The 16505-nt window shown below is 40.7% G+C and carries 15 protein-coding genes and 1 other annotated feature; of the genes, 3 read left to right on the forward strand and 12 right to left on the reverse strand.

Annotation, left to right across the window (positions count from 1 at the left end; all coding sequences use genetic code 11):
• Positions 1-15: 15 nt before the first annotated feature.
• From C1A12_RS13975 to zapA, 7 genes are all read right to left on the reverse strand, one after another.
• Positions 16-603: a TetR/AcrR family transcriptional regulator gene (locus C1A12_RS13975; protein WP_101844546.1), complete on the reverse strand. Its 588-nt coding sequence runs from the start codon at positions 601-603 to the stop codon at positions 16-18.
• Positions 604-689: 86 nt separating this feature from the next.
• A complete protein-coding gene (locus C1A12_RS13980; RefSeq protein ID WP_101844548.1) occupies positions 690-2399 on the reverse strand; it encodes an AMP-binding protein in 1710 nt (569 codons plus the stop codon).
• Positions 2400-2609: 210 nt separating this feature from the next.
• Positions 2610-3017: a DUF350 domain-containing protein gene (locus C1A12_RS13985; RefSeq protein ID WP_101844550.1), complete on the reverse strand. Its 408-nt coding sequence runs from the start codon at positions 3015-3017 to the stop codon at positions 2610-2612.
• Positions 3018-3035: 18 nt separating this feature from the next.
• Positions 3036-5384, reverse strand: coding sequence for an endonuclease MutS2 (locus C1A12_RS13990; RefSeq protein WP_101844553.1), 2349 nt, complete (start codon positions 5382-5384; stop codon positions 3036-3038).
• A gap of 19 nt (positions 5385-5403) precedes the next feature.
• On the reverse strand, positions 5404-7119 hold the full coding sequence (gene polX, locus C1A12_RS13995; protein WP_101844555.1) for a DNA polymerase/3'-5' exonuclease PolX: 1716 nt from the start codon (positions 7117-7119) through the stop codon (positions 5404-5406).
• Positions 7120-7308: 189 nt separating this feature from the next.
• Positions 7309-7857 (reverse strand): CvpA family protein, encoded by a 549-nt coding sequence (locus C1A12_RS14000; protein WP_101844557.1) that lies wholly within the window; start codon positions 7855-7857, stop codon positions 7309-7311.
• A gap of 1 nt (position 7858) precedes the next feature.
• The gene (gene zapA / locus C1A12_RS14005; protein ID WP_101844558.1) at positions 7859-8143 is read right to left on the reverse strand and encodes a cell division protein ZapA; all 285 of its coding nucleotides are present in this window, start codon (positions 8141-8143) and stop codon (positions 7859-7861) included.
• A gap of 135 nt (positions 8144-8278) precedes the next feature.
• Between zapA and rnhC the strand changes: the two genes are divergently transcribed.
• On the forward strand, positions 8279-9211 hold the full coding sequence (gene rnhC / locus C1A12_RS14010) for a ribonuclease HIII (RefSeq protein WP_101844560.1): 933 nt from the start codon (positions 8279-8281) through the stop codon (positions 9209-9211).
• Between the two features lie 34 nt (positions 9212-9245).
• Here rnhC and pheT read toward each other — a convergent pair whose 3' ends face one another.
• From pheT to C1A12_RS14025, 3 genes are all read right to left on the reverse strand, one after another.
• Positions 9246-11672: a phenylalanine--tRNA ligase subunit beta gene (gene pheT, locus C1A12_RS14015; protein ID WP_101844562.1), complete on the reverse strand. Its 2427-nt coding sequence runs from the start codon at positions 11670-11672 to the stop codon at positions 9246-9248.
• 12 nt (positions 11673-11684) lie between these two features.
• Entirely contained in the window at positions 11685-12719 is a 1035-nt protein-coding gene (gene pheS / locus C1A12_RS14020) for a phenylalanine--tRNA ligase subunit alpha (RefSeq protein WP_101844564.1), read from the reverse strand.
• Positions 12720-12763: 44 nt separating this feature from the next.
• Positions 12764-12987, reverse strand: a binding site (T-box leader).
• Between the two features lie 50 nt (positions 12988-13037).
• Positions 13038-13772, reverse strand: a complete 735-nt coding sequence (locus tag C1A12_RS14025) for an RNA methyltransferase (protein WP_101844566.1) — start codon at positions 13770-13772, stop codon at positions 13038-13040.
• Positions 13773-13866: 94 nt separating this feature from the next.
• Here C1A12_RS14025 and sspI point away from each other — a divergent pair, with 94 nt between their 5' ends.
• The gene (gene sspI, locus C1A12_RS14030; RefSeq protein WP_101844567.1) at positions 13867-14076 is read left to right on the forward strand and encodes a small acid-soluble spore protein SspI; all 210 of its coding nucleotides are present in this window, start codon (positions 13867-13869) and stop codon (positions 14074-14076) included.
• Positions 14077-14338: 262 nt separating this feature from the next.
• On the opposite strand, the gene C1A12_RS14035 is transcribed toward sspI, so the two are convergent.
• Together C1A12_RS14035 and C1A12_RS14040 are read right to left on the reverse strand one after the other, a co-directional pair.
• A complete protein-coding gene (locus C1A12_RS14035; RefSeq protein ID WP_101844569.1) occupies positions 14339-15424 on the reverse strand; it encodes a M42 family metallopeptidase in 1086 nt (361 codons plus the stop codon).
• 75 nt (positions 15425-15499) lie between these two features.
• Positions 15500-15982 (reverse strand): dUTP diphosphatase, encoded by a 483-nt coding sequence (locus tag C1A12_RS14040; RefSeq protein WP_101844570.1) that lies wholly within the window; start codon positions 15980-15982, stop codon positions 15500-15502.
• A gap of 109 nt (positions 15983-16091) precedes the next feature.
• On the opposite strand from C1A12_RS14040, the gene C1A12_RS14045 reads away from it, so the two are divergent.
• Entirely contained in the window at positions 16092-16505 is a 414-nt protein-coding gene (locus tag C1A12_RS14045; RefSeq protein WP_101844942.1) for a sigma-w pathway protein ysdB, read from the forward strand.

Consider the following 16505-nt stretch of genomic DNA (forward strand, 5'->3'; position numbering starts at 1 on the left):
CCTATCTCTCCTTCATCAACGGGGTTCGGCCAATCCATAGACAATTAAGCTATGGACGTCTTTTGCTTGCTCTTCTAAGTTATACTTCTGATCCTTCATCACCCAATTAGTCACAGCTTCATCCATCATTCCAAAAATTAGCTGACGGACAAGTCTGCGATTAAGGTTATCTCTGAACAGATTTTCTTGAATCCCTTCATCCACGATGTGATCAATAACGGCTAAATACCTCTTTAGTACGTTGTTTATTTTCTGACGAAGCTCTTTGTTCGATTGTCGTAATTCGAGTTGTGTTACAATAGCTAAATGATGATCAGCAGCCAACTGTTTGAAATGAGTTTCAACCAAGGATAGAAGTTTTTCCTCAGCTGACTGCCGCGAAGTGGTTTCAAGTTCAATTTTCTCTATGAATTGGCCCATCTTGTCTTGAAAAAGTGAAACTAAAATATCTTCTTTATTTTTGAAATACAAGTAAATAGTACCATCCGCCACTCCTGCCTGTCTGGCAATTTTAGATACCTGCGAGGAGTGATATCCATTTTCAGCAATGACGACCACCGCTGCATCAATAATTTGTCTGTATTTAGGTTTGTTTTTATTCATGTAATCCCCTGCCTTAAAGAAAATGAATGAATGGTCATTCACTTATTATATTACATTCCAAAAATTATTCTGTCAACAAAGAAAAACTATGAACTTTGAAGTGGTTCTGAATCTTCGGTTTTCTTTTTTTCCTCTTCGATGAGTGTTCTTCTTAAAATCTTACCAACAGCAGTCTTAGGAAGCTCATTCCTGAATTCATATAAGCGCGGCACTTTAAATGCAGCCATATTAGCTCTGCAGAATTCATTCAGCTCTTCTTCTGTAATGGTCTGTCCGGGCTTTTGCACAATAAATGCTTTTACAGTTTCTCCACGGTATGGATCAGGGATACCGATAATTACTGCTTCCTGGACAGCTTCGTGCTCATAGAGTACTTCTTCCACTTCCCGCGGATAAATGTTATAACCGCCGGCAATAATCATATCTTTCTTACGGTCAACTACATAAAAATACCCATCGTCGCTCACGTAACCCATATCTCCCGTACGGAACCAGCCATCTTCGCTCAGGACCTGATCTGTTTCTTCCTTTCTGTTCCAATAGCCTTTCATAACCTGCGGTCCTTTTACAGCTATTTCACCAATCTCTCCGGATTCAGCTTCTTCATTTCCTTCCATCTTAAAGATTTTGGCATCGGTATCGGGCCAGGGCACTCCAATACTCCCGCTTACTCGGTTCGTCCAGATAAAGTTAGAATGTGTAACTGGAGACGTTTCAGTTAATCCATACCCTTCTACTAATTTTCCTCCTGTGACCTCCTCGAATTTTTCCTGTACTTCTTTTGGAAGTGGTGCTGAACCGCTGATACAAGCTTCGATCGAAGATAGATCATACTTTCTTAAATCGGGATGATTCAAAAGAGCAATATATATCGTAGGCGCTCCTGGAAATAAAGTCGGCCTCTGTTTGTTTATCACCTTTAATACATCTTCAGCTTCGAATTTAGGCATGAGAATCATTCGGTTGCCCATCATGACAGTCAAGTTCATTACAGAAGTCATTCCGTATACATGAAAAAATGGCAATATTGCTAAAACAGTTTCTTTTCCTGGCTGACATTTATAAAGCCATTTCATTGACATTTGTGTATTCGCTACTAAATTAAAGTGAGTCAGCATTACTCCTTTTGGAAATCCTGTCGTGCCCCCGGTGTATTGCAATAAAGCTAAATCCACTTTTACATCTATATCAACAGGGGAGACTTGACCGCTGCTCTCATTTAACATGTGACGCCATAGATGAGTATCTGTGGATTGCTCTGGCATAACCAGCATTTGATACTGTCTTCTTTGGATAAATGGATAGATTTTGTTTTTAGGAAATGGAAGGTAATCTTTGATCCCGGTGACGATAACATGCTCAATTGCTGTATCTCCTTTGACATTCGCCACTTTTGGATACAATACGTCTAAACAAAGAATCATTCTTGCCCCAGAATCCTTAAGCTGGTATTCCAGCTCTCGTTCCATGTAAAGCGGATTCGTTTGTACAACTGTACCTCCAGCCATTAGGACTCCATAATAAGCAATTACTGATTGAGGACAATTTGGAAGCATAATAGCTACACGATCCCCTTTTTCAAGGCCAAGCTTTTGCAAATAACTCGCAAACAACTTTGTATCTTCATATACTTCGTTATATGTGAGTTCTTTCCCCATAAAATAAAGCGCTTTCTTTTCTCCGTAGTTTAAAGCACTTTCTTCTAAAAATTGTTGAAGTGGTTTTTCATCGTACTTCAGGCTAGTTGGGATCTCAGGTGGGTAATGCACATGCCAAGGACGTGTTCCAATTGTCATTTTACTTCCCTCCCACAGTATTGTACTTTCATTATAACGATATATCCGAAAAATTTGAAATATTATTTAAATTATTACAGTCCTTTAATCAAAAAAGCTTTCCTCTTACAGGAAAGCTTTAAATGAGCACCATATATACTACCCCAATTATAATGAATAAGGCAGCTACAACCATCAATATTTTTGCTAAAGTTTCCAACTTCAGCCTCCTCACATAATGTTAGCTCCGATCACATAAGACAGACCTATTGAAATAACTAATGAGATAAAACCTACAGCCTTATTATTAGATGCAATTTCTTTATCAATTTTAAAAGAGGGGGTAAGGAATTCAAATATAAAATAACCAAACAACAATAAAAGAAAACCATAAATCCCCCAGCCCATCGTCTGGAGCAAAGTATCATTGTGTTCAATCGAATATCTAAAGATATTGGCAATTCCAAATATCTTTCCACCCGTTGCCATCGCTACAGCTATATTACCTGCTTTAATCTCCTCCCAGTTGTTATAAGAAGTAACAACTTCAAAAATAGCCATAAATACAATTAAACATAGGACAACGACACTGTAGCTGGCGGCTGTCTCTACGAAAGTGTTCTCCCAAAAACCTGTCATTTTAGTCCCCCTGACTCATCACTTAAGCTCTAAGACCGTAACACCGCTTCCTCCTTCATTCATTCCACCAAATCTAAAGGATGATATAGAACGATGTTTTTTAGCATAATTCTGCACGGCCGTGCGTAAAGCTCCAGTGCCTTTCCCATGAATGATTGAAACTGTTGGATATCCAGCAAGCAATGCATCATCCACGTATTTTTCCAATTGCTTTAAGGCATCTTCATACCGCTCCCCGCGTAAATCGAGTTCTGGTTTAACATGATGACTTTTACCTCTTACCGTAGCCATAGGTTTCTCATTGACTGGCTGTTTTGATTTCACAAACTCAATATCTTTTCTCTTTGCCTTAACCTTCATCATCCCGACCTGTACCTGAAATTCATTATCACCAGTTTGATCCACTATCGTTCCCTGCTGATTCAAGGTAAGAAGCTTAACTTCATCCCCTGACTTTAATTCCTTCTGAGGCTGAGAGGATGTGATAGTTTGTTTGCGTTTCTCCTTACTGGATAATTGCGGCTGTGCGTCATCAAGCATTTTTCGTGCTTCTATCCATTCATGCTCTTTAAGTTCAGCACTATTTTTCATATTCCGAATTTCATTAACTATTTCTTCTGCTTCTTCTCTTGCCTTGCGAATTGCTTTTTCTGCTTTTTCCTCTGCCTTCTTATACAGCTTTTCCTTCTTTTCTTCAAATTGTTTCCATTGATCCTGTAATTCCTTGTGCAGCTGCTCGGATTCTTCTAATTTCAAAGCTGCCTTTTCATAATCTTTCTCAGCTTCTCTAGTTGAAGCTTCCAGTGAAGCGATCATGTTTTCCACACTTTGGGAGTCTACTCCCACATGCTGTTTAGCTGTTTCTATAATTGATTCTTCAAGACCAAGTCGGCTTGAAATCTCAAACGCATTACTTCGACCAGGGACACCGATAAGTAATCGATAAGTCGGCTTTAAGGTTTGTATATCAAATTCAACTGAAGCATTAACAACCCCTTCACGATTGTAGCCATAGGCTTTCAGTTCAGGATAATGAGTTGTCGCAATAACCCGGGCCTCACGACGAACTACTTCATCTAATATAGCCATTGCCAGTGCCGCCCCTTCTTGAGGATCTGTCCCTGCCCCAAGTTCGTCAAATAATACGAGGGTACGGCTATTCACGTGCTTAAGGATTTCAACAATATTTGTCATATGAGAAGAAAACGTAGATAAACTCTGCTCGATGGATTGTTCGTCCCCAATATCAGCAAACACTTGCTCGAATACAGCAAGCTCTCCCCCATCCATGGCCGGCACTTGAAGACCTGACTGAGCCATTAACGTAAAGAGACCTAATAACTTTAAAGTGACTGTTTTGCCCCCAGTATTTGGTCCTGTAATAACAATCGAGTTAAACTCCCCGCCAATCTCAATATCATTTGGTACTACTTCTTGCGGAGGAATAAGAGGGTGACGTGCCTGCTTTATATTCACACGTCCCTCGTTGTTCATAACAGGCATGGACGCTTTCATCGAAGCTCCAAGTTTCGCCCGGGAAAACATAAAATCAATATGCCCCAAAATATCAACGTTCTTGTATAGACTGCTTTGCTCCTCAGCAACAGCCTGAGAGAGTTCAGCCAATATACGTTCTACTTCTTGTTTTTCTTCTACACGTGCCTGCTGCAATTGGTTATTAACATCAACAACAGATTGGGGTTCGATGAACAGTGTGGCACCTGATGCAGATTGGTCATGAACAATTCCCCCGATTGAACCTCGATATTCTTGTTTAACAGGAAGCACATAACGTTCATTACGAATCGTTACTATGGCATCGGAGAGCATTTTTGTTTTTGACTTCGTGTAACCATCAAGTTTATCCCTGACCCTGCTTTCTGAGGTGCGGATTCTTGACCGAATCGTACGTAACCGCTCTGAAGCCCCATCCATTACTGTGCCATGCTCATCAACACAGCTCTTAATCCGACGCTCCAATTCTGTTAGGGGAACCAGTCCATCAATTAATTCTCTAAGAATCGGCATTTCCGGCTCTTCCATATCTTCGATAAATCGTTTTAACTGTCGACCACCGTAAATCGTACTTGCGACATCAAGGCACTCCATGGCACTTAATATACCGCCTATCATAGTTCGTTTAATGCTGGGCTTGATATCAAAAATTCCGCCCAAAGGAACATGGCCTTTTAAACGAAGTACTTGCGCAGCTTCATCTGTTTCATTCTGCAGCTTTACTACTTCCTCCAAATGAATAGACGGTTTTAAAGCAGAAGTCTTTTCCTTTCCCAGTGAGGAAGCCGTATGCTCCATTAATTGAGCGATAATTTTGTTATATTCTAAAACCTCTAGAATTCTTCCATTCATAATGGCAGCTCCTTTTATACTAACTAAGTCCAAATCGCTTTTTTAACTGATTTGTTGTCATGGTGTTAATTACTGTTTCTTTTTGCAGCCAGCCTTTTCGAGCTGTACCTACACCTATTTCCATATGATCAAGCATAGGATAACTATGGGCATCTGTATTAATAGCAATTTCCACACCCTGCTCCTGTGCAGTTCGAATCCATTCAGAGTTTAAATCTAAACGGTTGGGATTGGCATTAAGTTCTAATATTGTTCCAGTTTCTTTAGCACCTTCAATCAACTGTTCTACATTTACGCGATATCCGCTTCTACGTCCAATCAACCTCCCCGTTGGATGGGCAATCATATCCACGTGCGGATTCTCTAAAGCATTTCTGAGTCTCTTCATAATCAAGTTTTCTGCCTGGCTAAAGCTTGAATGAATTGAACCAATCACGAAATCCATTTCCTCTAAAAAATTGTCACTGAAATCGAGTGACCCATCCGGTAGAACATCCATTTCAATACCACAAAAAATGTGAAAATCCTTCATCTCTTCGTTAATTTTTTCAATTTCTTCTCTTTGCATACGAAGACGCTTTTCATCTAAACCGTTAGCCACCCTCAAGTACTTAGAGTGATCTGTAATCGCAATGTAGTCATAGCCTTTTTCTTTACTCTGCTGCGCCATCTCTCTAATCGACTGGGCACCGTCACTCCAGGTTGAGTGCATGTGAAGGTCCCCTTTGATATCCTTGAGTTCTAATAGAGGTACACTCTCACTAAATGCTTCAATCTCCCCTGTAGCTTCACGCACTTCTGGAGGAATGTACTGAAGACCAAAGTGATGGAAAAACTCTTCTTCGGATTTAAAGGTTACAATTTTTCCAGTTTCCATATTTTCAATTCCATATTCGCTTATTTTTTCGTTTTTTTCTTTAGCCAGCTGTCTCATCGCAACGTTATGGTCTTTTGACCCTGTAAAATGATGCAGAGTAGTAATGAACTCCTCCGGTTCAACAATTCTAAAATCTACCCCGATATCGTAACCTTCATGAACAACTACCGACACTTTGGTTTCTCCTGAAGCAATAACCTCCTTTATTTCAGAAAAGCTTAATAATTCATCCCTGGTAGCAGGTGCATCCTCTGAAGCAATGATAAAATCTAAATCTCTGATCGTTTCTTTCATTCTTCTCACACTGCCTGCCTTTGAAAACCTGACAGGTGTCTTTAAATCAGCTAAAAAACTCTCGATTTTCTCGGCAATTGGAAGCATTCTGGCAATCGGAAGCCGTTCGGGCCGTGAACCTGCTTCTTCTAAAGATTTCAACATTTTTTCTGCCGATTTTTTCCCGAATCCTTCCAGCTGTTCGACCTTACCTGAAGATAATGCTTCCTTTAGAGACTCAGCATCCGTAACTCCTAACTGTTGATAAAGCTTGGCCAGTTTTTTCCCACCAAGACCTGGCAACTCTAAAAGCGGGACTAAGCCAGCGGGTACCTCTGCTTCCAATTGACGTAAGGTTTCAGATTCGCCATTCTGTACGTATTCATCAATAACAGCAGCTGTACCTTTTCCAATTCCTTTCATCTTAGTAAAGTCTTCAATTTCACTCAAAGAATGGTCATCTCGCTCTAAAGCCTGAGCGGCTTTACGATAAGCAGATATTTTAAAGGGGTTTTCCCCTTTAAGCTCCAAGTATACTGCTATTTTTTCAAGTAATTGAATAACTTGCTTTTTATTCACTGACATGACCCTGTCTCCTCTCCTCATTCTTCTGAAACATCGGTAACAAACTACGGCTTCTCTTTCCTCTGTATTACGGCAGGTCCTTATATCCCCAGGCTAACTTGCTTAAACTTTAGTCCTTTAACAAAGTTAAACACTCTTAAAGTACAAGAAAGAGCCGCTATTCCTATAGCGGCTCCTTACACCTTTACATTAGAACTTTCCTGCCACTTGTTCTATCCATAAATCCTGTAATCGAGCAGACAGAACCGGGGTATTCTCAATAATCAACTGAGCTAGAAATGATCCATCAATTGCGTTCTGGACCGATGCCGCTGGAATAAGGGCTGCAAGATACAACAGAATAAACACCATCACGTAACGCTGCACAAACCCAAGTATGCCTCCTAGTAATCCGTTGATTGAACTTAAAATCGGCAGATCTGCGACGAAATCAAGCATTGAAGCTACAATTTGTAAAATGATTTTTACCCCAATAAAAATAATGACGAAAGCTATTGCATTGTAGAACCCTGTTTCCAACGGTAAATTTTCTAAAAAGACTGCCCAAGTACTATCCTCGGGTAAATCCGGGTAAGGGATCCAAAGTACCAGCTTAGGTGCAAGGTCATCATAATACAGCACCCCTACAACAAACGCTGCAACAAAACCTATAAGATGAAATAACTGCAATATAAATCCACGCTTAAATCCTGTAAAAATACCAAGTAGTAAAATAATTAAAATAAGTAAATCAATCATGTTAAGTGTCGTCCTCTTCCTCTAGCTTCTCGATGTAATTCATTAAATCAGTACACTCTTCCTTAAGCTTTATGTACTCATTCATAGTATTTACAGCTGTCAACACAGCTAGTTTAGATGTATCCAGTGTTGGATTAGCTTCATGTATTTCACGCATTTTCTGATCGACAAGGTTAGAAACCATGCGGATATGATGTGGTTCTTCTTTGCCTATTACAGTGTATGAGCGGTTATAAATTTCAACGGTTATCCGTTTACGTTCCTGGTCTGAGTGGGACACATCCATACCCCCTTGATTCTAATATCCTACGCTTAATACTAACACGAAGGAGTTCAATTAGGAAACCAATAAGATTGATTCCCTGCCCCATGCTTTTATTTGCTATACTAGATGTACATTTTTTAATGAAAGGGACTCATTATGCCACAAGTTGTACTAACCTTACCGAAATATAAACTAACTGAATTAAAAGAACACTACCGAACATCTTTGAAAAGCAGCATCCCTGCCCATGCTGCTTTTTCAGCTAAGACTTCTAATTGTACGATTACCGCTTATACTTCTGGAAAAGTACTCTTCCAGGGTCGGAATCCTGAAGCAGAAGCTGATAAATGGGGGGACGGAACAAGCAGGGGAAAAAAGGAAAAAAGCCAGTCCCGACGTCAACATAGCTTCCATCCACCAGAAAGCTTATTCACAAGTTCTCATATCGGTTCTGACGAGGCTGGCACAGGTGATTTCTTTGGTCCGATAACAGTTGCTGCTGCCTACGTACAAGATCATCAAATCGGCCAGCTTAAAGCAATCGGGGTTAAGGACTCAAAGCACCTCTCAGACAATCAAATCACTCATATCGCAAAACAAATTGTCCAGATGAACATTCCTTACTCTTTAATGAGACTGAATAATACTAAATATAATGAGTGGCAGGAGAAAGGGTGGACACAGGGAAAAATGAAAACCCTTCTTCATCACCAGGCTATTGATAAGCTGTTGGCCAAAATTGAGCCGCACCGACCTGAAGGAATTCTAATTGATCAATTTTCGCAGCCTGAAGTATACCAAAAACATTTGAGGTCTGAGAAAAAGAGGCTTCAGGATAAGGTCTATTTTATGACGAAAGCTGAAAGCTACTCTTTATCAGTAGCTGTTGCATCGATCTTAGCAAGATCGAGCTTTGTTAAAGCCATGAAACAAATGGAATTGGATACCGGCCTCACTATACCAAAAGGAGCTTCACCCGCAGTCGACAGAGCTGCCGCAAAAGTTATTAAGCTATACGGGGAAGATAAACTGCGTGAAGTTGCTAAATTCCATTTTGCTAATCGAGAAAAAGCAAAAAAATTACTGTAAGTAAATGAAGAAGCGGGCAGAAAGCCCGCTTCTTTTATCCTCTAAGTTCAGCATTATGCTTTTCTTTTACTTCTTTTAATATTTGTTCATGGGCCGCTTCAACCTCTTCATCCTTCAGTGTTCTTTGAGGATCAAGGTAAAGTAATCGGTAAGCAAGCGACTTCATTCCTTCTTCTAAATGTTGCCCTTGATACACGTCAAACACACTCACCTGTTTTACTAAAGGTGCACCCGCTTCATAAATTGTTTTTTCAATTTCACCTGCAGGTATCTCTTCATTAACTACCAGTGCAATATCTCGATTGACGCTTGGGAATCGAGGAATCGTCTCAAAACCTTCTTCTTTTTGATACAAGTTCATTAGTTTTTCAACATTTAAATCAAATACATACGTATCCTTAATTCCCCATTCCTTCTGAAGTTTCGGGTGAACCTGCCCTGTGAAACCGATGATATTTTCCTCGGCAGTAATCACCGCTGTCCGGCCTGGGTGCATACCGTTGATTTTTGATTTCGAAAACTCCACTTTGATGTCCAGTAATTGCGCTAGTCCTTCTACGATCCCTTTAACAACAAAGAAATCTGCTTCCTTCTTCTCCTGCTGCCATGGATGAGAAATCCACTCTCCCGTAACAGCACCAGCAGCTCTCAGCATTTCATGGGGCTGCCTGGTCACTTGCTCCTCATTACTTAGGAATACCGTCCCTAGTTCGTAATAGGCTATATTCTGCTGTTTACGAGCCGCATTATAGGCAACGGATTGAAGCAGCTCTGGTAAGATACTTAACCTTAGATGACTGTGGTCTTCACTCATAGGCATTGCAAGCCTTACAGGATTTTCAGCCTGTTTTTCTACTTCCTTACTTACGAGCATGGAAGCTTGCTTTTTGCTGGTTAGGGAGTACGTAATCGTTTCATCCAGACCAGCTCCCTCAAAGTAAGCTTTCATACGACGTTTCAATGTTTGCTCTAGTGACAGACCGCCGGCTTGAGCTGTTCCACTTGGCAATGTAAAAGGGAGATTATCGTAGCCGTAAATACGGGCCACTTCTTCTAACATATCCTCAAAGCGTTCTATATCTCCTCTTCTCGTTGGCGCAAATACCGTAAAGTCGTCTCCATCTTGTTCAAAATGAAATTGTAATCGATCTAAGATTTTTTCAATTTCTTCATTTGAAATAGTAGTTCCCAGTCGATCATTAATTCTCTCAGTGTTCATCTCTACTTTCCGTTCTGAACGGTCAAGCTGATCGAACTTAGAAACTCCTTCAAGCACAGTAGCTCCAGCATATTGCTGAAGGAGTTCGCAGGCACGTATACCCGCTCTTTCCACCCGGTTAGGGTCGACCCCTTTTTCAAACCGTGTACTGGCTTCACTGCGCAACCCATGATCCTTAGCACTCTGTCTTACAATAGCTTGATTGAAATAGGCGGCTTCCAGCAGAATCGTAGTCGTATCTTCCTGTACTTCAGATTCAGCACCACCCATTACTCCTGCAATCGCGTGAGCTGTTTCACCATTTGTGATCACTAAGTGTTCTGGACTGAGCGTTCGCTCCTGGTCATCTAATGTAACCATCTTTTCTCCTTTACGAGCCCGGCGGGTAACCACTTTAGAAGACCCGAAACGATCGAAATCAAACGCATGCAAAGGCTGTCCATACTCTAATAAAACATAGTTGGTAATATCAACTACATTATTGATAGGACGTATTCCAGCAGCGGTCAAACGGTTCTGCAACCATAATGGCGACGTCCCTACTTTGACATCTTTTAATACAAACGCACCATAATAAGGATTCGCCTGGGGATCTTCTACTTCTACTTTTACTACTTCGTCAGCTTGTTCCTCAGCGGTTTTGACCGTTTCCTCAGCTAGCTGATAATCCCGTCCCAGTGCTGCAGCCACTTCATATGCTACTCCTGCCATACTTAGGCAGTCCGCACGATTGGGCGTTAGTCCAAGCTCAATTATGATATCATTTAAGTTCAACAGTGAGATTGCATCTTCTCCTGTCTGGGCCTCTTCAGGAAAAACATAAATCCCATCCTGATATTCTTTAGGTACCTCTTTCTCATCTACTCCCAGCTCCTGCAAAGAACAAATCATGCCGTTTGAAACTTCCCCACGAAGCTTCGTTTTTTTTATCTTAAAGTTGCCAGGTAAAACAGCCCCAGGAATAGCGACAGGCACTTTCTGTCCTTCCGCAATGTTTGGTGCTCCACACACAATCTGAAGCACCCCTTCCCCTACATCAACCTGGCACAAAGACAACTTGTCCGCATTAGGATGCTGCTCACAAGTTACAACATGTCCGACAATAACACCTGAGGCAGCCTCCGCGACAGGCTCTACGCTTTCTACTTCGATTCCTGTTTTTGTTATTATTTCTGCCAGTTCTTCCGGCTTATAGTCACTTACATCAATATAGTCATTCAGCCAATTTAATGAAACTAACATCGTTATTCCTCCCTATGCCTTATGGTATTGCTTTAAGAATCGTTGGTCATTGATATAGAAATTACGAATGTCATCGACACCATATTTCAGCATCGCAATTCTTTCAGGTCCCATTCCAAAAGCAAATCCAGAGTATTCTGTTGGATCATATCCTGCCATTTCCAACACATTCGGGTGAACCATACCAGCGCCTAGTATCTCTATCCAGCCAGTTCCTTTACAAACAGAACAGCCTGCCCCTCCACACATTTTACAAGAAATGTCCATCTCAACTGACGGCTCTGTAAAAGGGAAGAAACTTGGTCGAAGTCGGATTTCACGCTCGGCTCCAAACATCTGCTTAGCAAATGTATTAAGTACACCTTTTAAGTCACTCATTCGAACGTGCTTATCAACAAGAAGGCCTTCGATTTGGGTAAACTGGTGGGAGTGTGTTGCATCATCGGTATCACGTCGGTATACCTTTCCGGGGCATATCATCTTGACAGGCTCGCTGCCATTCTTCACTCCCATTGTTCTCGCTTGCACCGGAGAGGTGTGTGTTCTTAATAACAGCTCCTCTGTGATATAGAAGGAATCCTGCATATCACGAGCCGGATGACCTTTTGGAAGGTTTAAAGCTTCAAAATTGTAATAATCTGTTTCGACTTCAGGTCCTTCTTTAATTTCAAAGCCCATTCCAATAAATAAGTCTTCTATTTCTTCCACTATACTCGTAAGCAGGTGAGGGCCGCCGACTTGAACAGGACGTCCAGGAAGAGTCACATCTACACTCTCAGCTTCAAGCTGCTTCTCCAAAGCTGTTTCTTCTAACCTTGACTGCTTTTCTTCAATCGCCTGGGCAATTTCTTCCCGCACATCATTAGCCAGCTGGCCGATAACAGGACGTTCTTCTTTTGATAGCTTTCCCATCCCTCTTAAGACTTCTGTAATCGGGCCTTTCTTACCTAAGTACTTTACTCGAACATCTTTTAGATCTTGAATTTCCTCAGCCTCGTTCACTTTATTTAACGCTTCAGTCTGTAATTCCTGCAAACGCTCCTTCATAGTTAAGCTCCTCCTTAATAAAACTAAAAAAAGCCCCATCCCAAAAAAGGGACGAGACTTAGTATAAATTGTTTCGCGGTACCACCCTTGTTGACACATTCGTGTCCACTTAGATCGTTAGATAACGGACTTTTTATCCGGAACGTCAAATGACGCCAGCTCCAGAGTGAAATTTCAATTACCGCCACGTTAAAATGCTTTCAGTCATAGGCATTTCTCCCTAAAAACGCTGATGCAGCCATTTACTTTGCTCTTTCCTAGCTTTTTCTACTATATAACTGTTGATTATTATAGAGAAAGTCCCATCAGAATGCAAGTCTAACCTTTAAGATGATACATTAATATTGCTGCTGCTATGGCTACATTAAGTGATTCTGCATTTCCATAAATCGGAATGCTGATTTTATGACTCGCCATATCAAGTACTTCAGAACGGATGCCCTGACCTTCATTACCCACAATTAATGCGGACGTCTCAGCTGGATCATGCTGCTTATAAGGCAGTGAGTTTTCCAGAGCAGCGGCATAAACGGTAATGCCGTTGTCCTTTAAATGAGGTATAACTTTCTCCAGGTCCTCCTGGATGACAGGCAGATGAAAGATCGATCCCTGGGTAGCACGGAGAACCTTTTCATTGAAAATATCTACAGACCCTTTCCCAACAATTACCTGATTGAAGCCAGCCGCATCAGCGGTTCGAATTAATGTTCCTAGATTGCCCGGATCCTGGACCGAATCAATGAGCAGCGTATGAGTTAGAGGCTTATACGTAAATTCTTTAAATTTTACTACAGCCGCTATGCCTTGCGGGGTCTCTGTTTCAGCAATTTCTTTAAAAACCTTGGTACTGACGCTTGTAACCGGGATATCCCTATCAAGTGAAAAATCAACGTCTTCACGTATAATTAGTTCCTCGACGTTCCAATCACTCTTGAATGCTTCTTCTACCAAATGATTTCCTTCTACAATAAATAACCCATTTCTATCACGATACTTTCTTTTTTGCAGCTTTTTCCATTCTTTAACTTTGTTGTTGGTTAACGATGTTATCATAAGAGCCCTCGTTTTCATTTGAATTCAATCTTATCATACATAGACCGAGTTCTTTTGGTCAAACTATACGTAAACACAGATGGAGGTAAAATCGATGGACTTAAATCTAAGACAAGCTATTCTTTCTAACGTTACCGGCCACAATGCTGATCAATTGGAAGCCACTATTGACGATGCTATGCAAAAAGGAGAAGAGAAAATGCTTCCCGGATTAGGCGTATTTTTTGAAATGTTGTGGAAAGAGTCAGGCGAACAGGACCGCCAGGAAATGCTCCAAACGCTGGAGAAAAGTTTAGCTGAATAATAATCAAAAACATCCCTCTAATAAAGTGGATGCAGCTTGTAGAGAAGCCCCTTATTTCTCTACAAGCTTTTTTGTATCATCGTTCGAGCGAAATACCAACCGCTTTCCACCTCCGAACATCCGGACCTTCTCGGAAAACCCCAATTTTTTCGAAAGGAAAAAAGCCGCATTCCGCAAGATAGGACGGAAAGCGGCTTGATTCTTAACTGTGGATTACCTGCCACTATATCTCAAAAAGCAGGTAAAAACTCTAAACGTCTTCTTAATCAAAAGTGATTTCTTTTACTTTTTTATCATCTAATCCTTTTATCACTTCCACAATTAAGCGGACTGCATTTTCAAAGTCATCACGATGTAGCATCGCTGCATGGGAATGAATATAACGTGTAGCTATAGTAATAGAAAGAGCTGGAACCCCATTATGACTTAAGTGGATGGCGCCTGAGTCTGTTCCACCGCCGGCAAGAGAGTCAAATTGATAAGGAATCTCTTTAGCATCTGCTGTATCGGTAACAAAATCCCGAAGGCCCTTATGGGAAACCATAGAAGCATCATATAAAATAATCTGAGGTCCTTCTCCCATTTTACTCGAAGCATCCCGATCCGATACACCCGGTGTATCTCCAGCAATCCCCACATCTACGCCAAATGCAATATCAGGATTAATTAAATTTGCGGAAGTCCGCGCCCCGCGTAATCCTACTTCTTCTTGAACCGTACCTACTCCATAAACAATATTCGGATGTTTTTCTCCTTTGAGGTGTTTAAGAACTTCAATCGCAATAGCACACCCAATACGGTTATCCCAAGCTTTGGCTAACAGCATCTTTTCATTCTTCATCTGGGTAAACTCAAAATAAGGAACAATTGAGTCTCCTGGTTTGACACCGAATTCCTTCGCTTCTTCCCTGCTGGATGCACCAATATCAATAAACATATCTTTAATTTCTACAGGTTTCTTTCGTTGATCAGCTGGTAGAATATGCGGAGGTTTTGAGCCAATAATTCCTGTTAAATCCCCGTTTCGAGTCATGATCGTAACGCGCTGAGCTAACATGACCTGACTCCACCAGCCGCCAACAGGTTGAAAATATATGTACCCATTGTCATCGATTCGGGTAACCATGAACCCAACTTCATCAAGATGGCCAGCTACCATAACGCGTGGACCTTTTTTGTTACCTGTTTTTTTAGCTACAAGACTTCCCAGATTATCTGTGTACACTTCATCTGCAAAAGGGGATATAAAACGTGACATCACTTCTCTTGCTTCACGCTCATTACCTGGTATACCTTTTGCATCTGTAAGTTCTTTCAACATTTGCAGTGTTTCATCATTTTTTGCCATGTGGATCATTGCCTCCTTTTCTCTATACTTTATTATATATCTTAAAGAGAAAATAAACAAAAATTATCCAATTCTTTAATACCCTTGGTTCTGCCTTTGAAAGTTAACTTGATTTTTCTCTTTATAGGCATGCTGTAATTCTAATTCTGTTATACCGAGCGCCTGCCCCAGAGTGAGATAGGCTTCAAACATTTGCTGATAAGAATCCCTGTCCTGTGTATGTTTAAATTGTTCTATGGAAGTAAATACATTCAAAAAAGCATTTGTTTTACTTGAATGATCAGCCAGAGGAACAGACTGATAGCGTAAATCCAAATCAAGGCCTAAGGATAAAATAAAATGAAGACCATCCACATATTCCTCCAACACGATATCTTTATCACTGGATGGTTTGGTACTCCAGAATTTGAAGCAGCGGGTTTCATTAGCAAGCTCTCCTACTTCCACATATAACGCTAACAGCTTATCATCAATGACGTCTGCATGTTCCAGGTTCTGTGTTTTAATAATATGTTCGTCTAACTTTGCCTGATCTTCATAAAAAGAATTCCAATTCATTCGTAACACTCCTATTTTTCTTTCTATTAAATGTATCATTTTTTGAAACTAAAAAGCATCCAAAACGTAGAAGAAGTTATAACCATTAAATAGGGAGACGATCCTAATGATAATGATCATCTTATTCCGCATTCTCCTGCTGACCGCCTTTGTGATAATTTTATATACAGCTTATAAATTTTACACTAATCCCCGTCGGAAATTGGATCTGGCTCATGAAAACAAGGAATTTTATTTTTTGGATGACCAGGAAAACACTAAGCATAACTTTTTAATTACTTATAGAGGAATGATGTTTGAAGGCGAAAAATATTTAGGAGCTACGGAGCATGCTTTTGAGGTCCTGACAATATACGTCTCTACAAAAGAACCAGAAAAATTAAAAGGGTTGGAGAGAAATGACCTCTATTTTCTTGAAGAACAAATTCTGCGCAGCTATCCGTATGCAAAGATTGAGTGGAAATATCCAATAAACCGGTTAAATATTAAACCGGTAACTGAGGAAAAAGAAAAAGACCACTAG

The organism is Halobacillus sp. Marseille-P3879 (genome assembly GCF_900240285.1).
GTDB lineage: Bacteria > Bacillota > Bacilli > Bacillales > Halobacillaceae > Halobacillus_A.

Excerpts from the sequence above, each read along its gene's own strand:
- C1A12_RS13975 (WP_101844546.1), bottom strand. The coding sequence starts at position 603 with ATGAATAAAAACAAACCTAAATACAGACAAATTATTGATGCAGCGGTG.
- C1A12_RS13980 (WP_101844548.1), bottom strand. The coding sequence starts at position 2,399 with ATGACAATTGGAACACGTCCTTGGCATGTGCATTACCCACCTGAGATC.
- C1A12_RS13985 (WP_101844550.1), bottom strand. The coding sequence starts at position 3,017 with ATGACAGGTTTTTGGGAGAACACTTTCGTAGAGACAGCCGCCAGCTAC.
- C1A12_RS13990 (WP_101844553.1), bottom strand. The coding sequence starts at position 5,384 with ATGAATGGAAGAATTCTAGAGGTTTTAGAATATAACAAAATTATCGCT.
- polX (WP_101844555.1), bottom strand. The coding sequence starts at position 7,119 with ATGTCAGTGAATAAAAAGCAAGTTATTCAATTACTTGAAAAAATAGCA.
- C1A12_RS14000 (WP_101844557.1), bottom strand. The coding sequence starts at position 7,857 with ATGATTGATTTACTTATTTTAATTATTTTACTACTTGGTATTTTTACA.
- zapA (WP_101844558.1), bottom strand. The coding sequence starts at position 8,143 with ATGGATGTGTCCCACTCAGACCAGGAACGTAAACGGATAACCGTTGAA.
- rnhC (WP_101844560.1), top strand. The coding sequence starts at position 8,279 with ATGCCACAAGTTGTACTAACCTTACCGAAATATAAACTAACTGAATTA.
- pheT (WP_101844562.1), bottom strand. The coding sequence starts at position 11,672 with ATGTTAGTTTCATTAAATTGGCTGAATGACTATATTGATGTAAGTGAC.
- pheS (WP_101844564.1), bottom strand. The coding sequence starts at position 12,719 with ATGAAGGAGCGTTTGCAGGAATTACAGACTGAAGCGTTAAATAAAGTG.
- C1A12_RS14025 (WP_101844566.1), bottom strand. The coding sequence starts at position 13,772 with ATGATAACATCGTTAACCAACAACAAAGTTAAAGAATGGAAAAAGCTG.
- sspI (WP_101844567.1), top strand. The coding sequence starts at position 13,867 with ATGGACTTAAATCTAAGACAAGCTATTCTTTCTAACGTTACCGGCCAC.
- C1A12_RS14035 (WP_101844569.1), bottom strand. The coding sequence starts at position 15,424 with ATGGCAAAAAATGATGAAACACTGCAAATGTTGAAAGAACTTACAGAT.
- C1A12_RS14040 (WP_101844570.1), bottom strand. The coding sequence starts at position 15,982 with ATGAATTGGAATTCTTTTTATGAAGATCAGGCAAAGTTAGACGAACAT.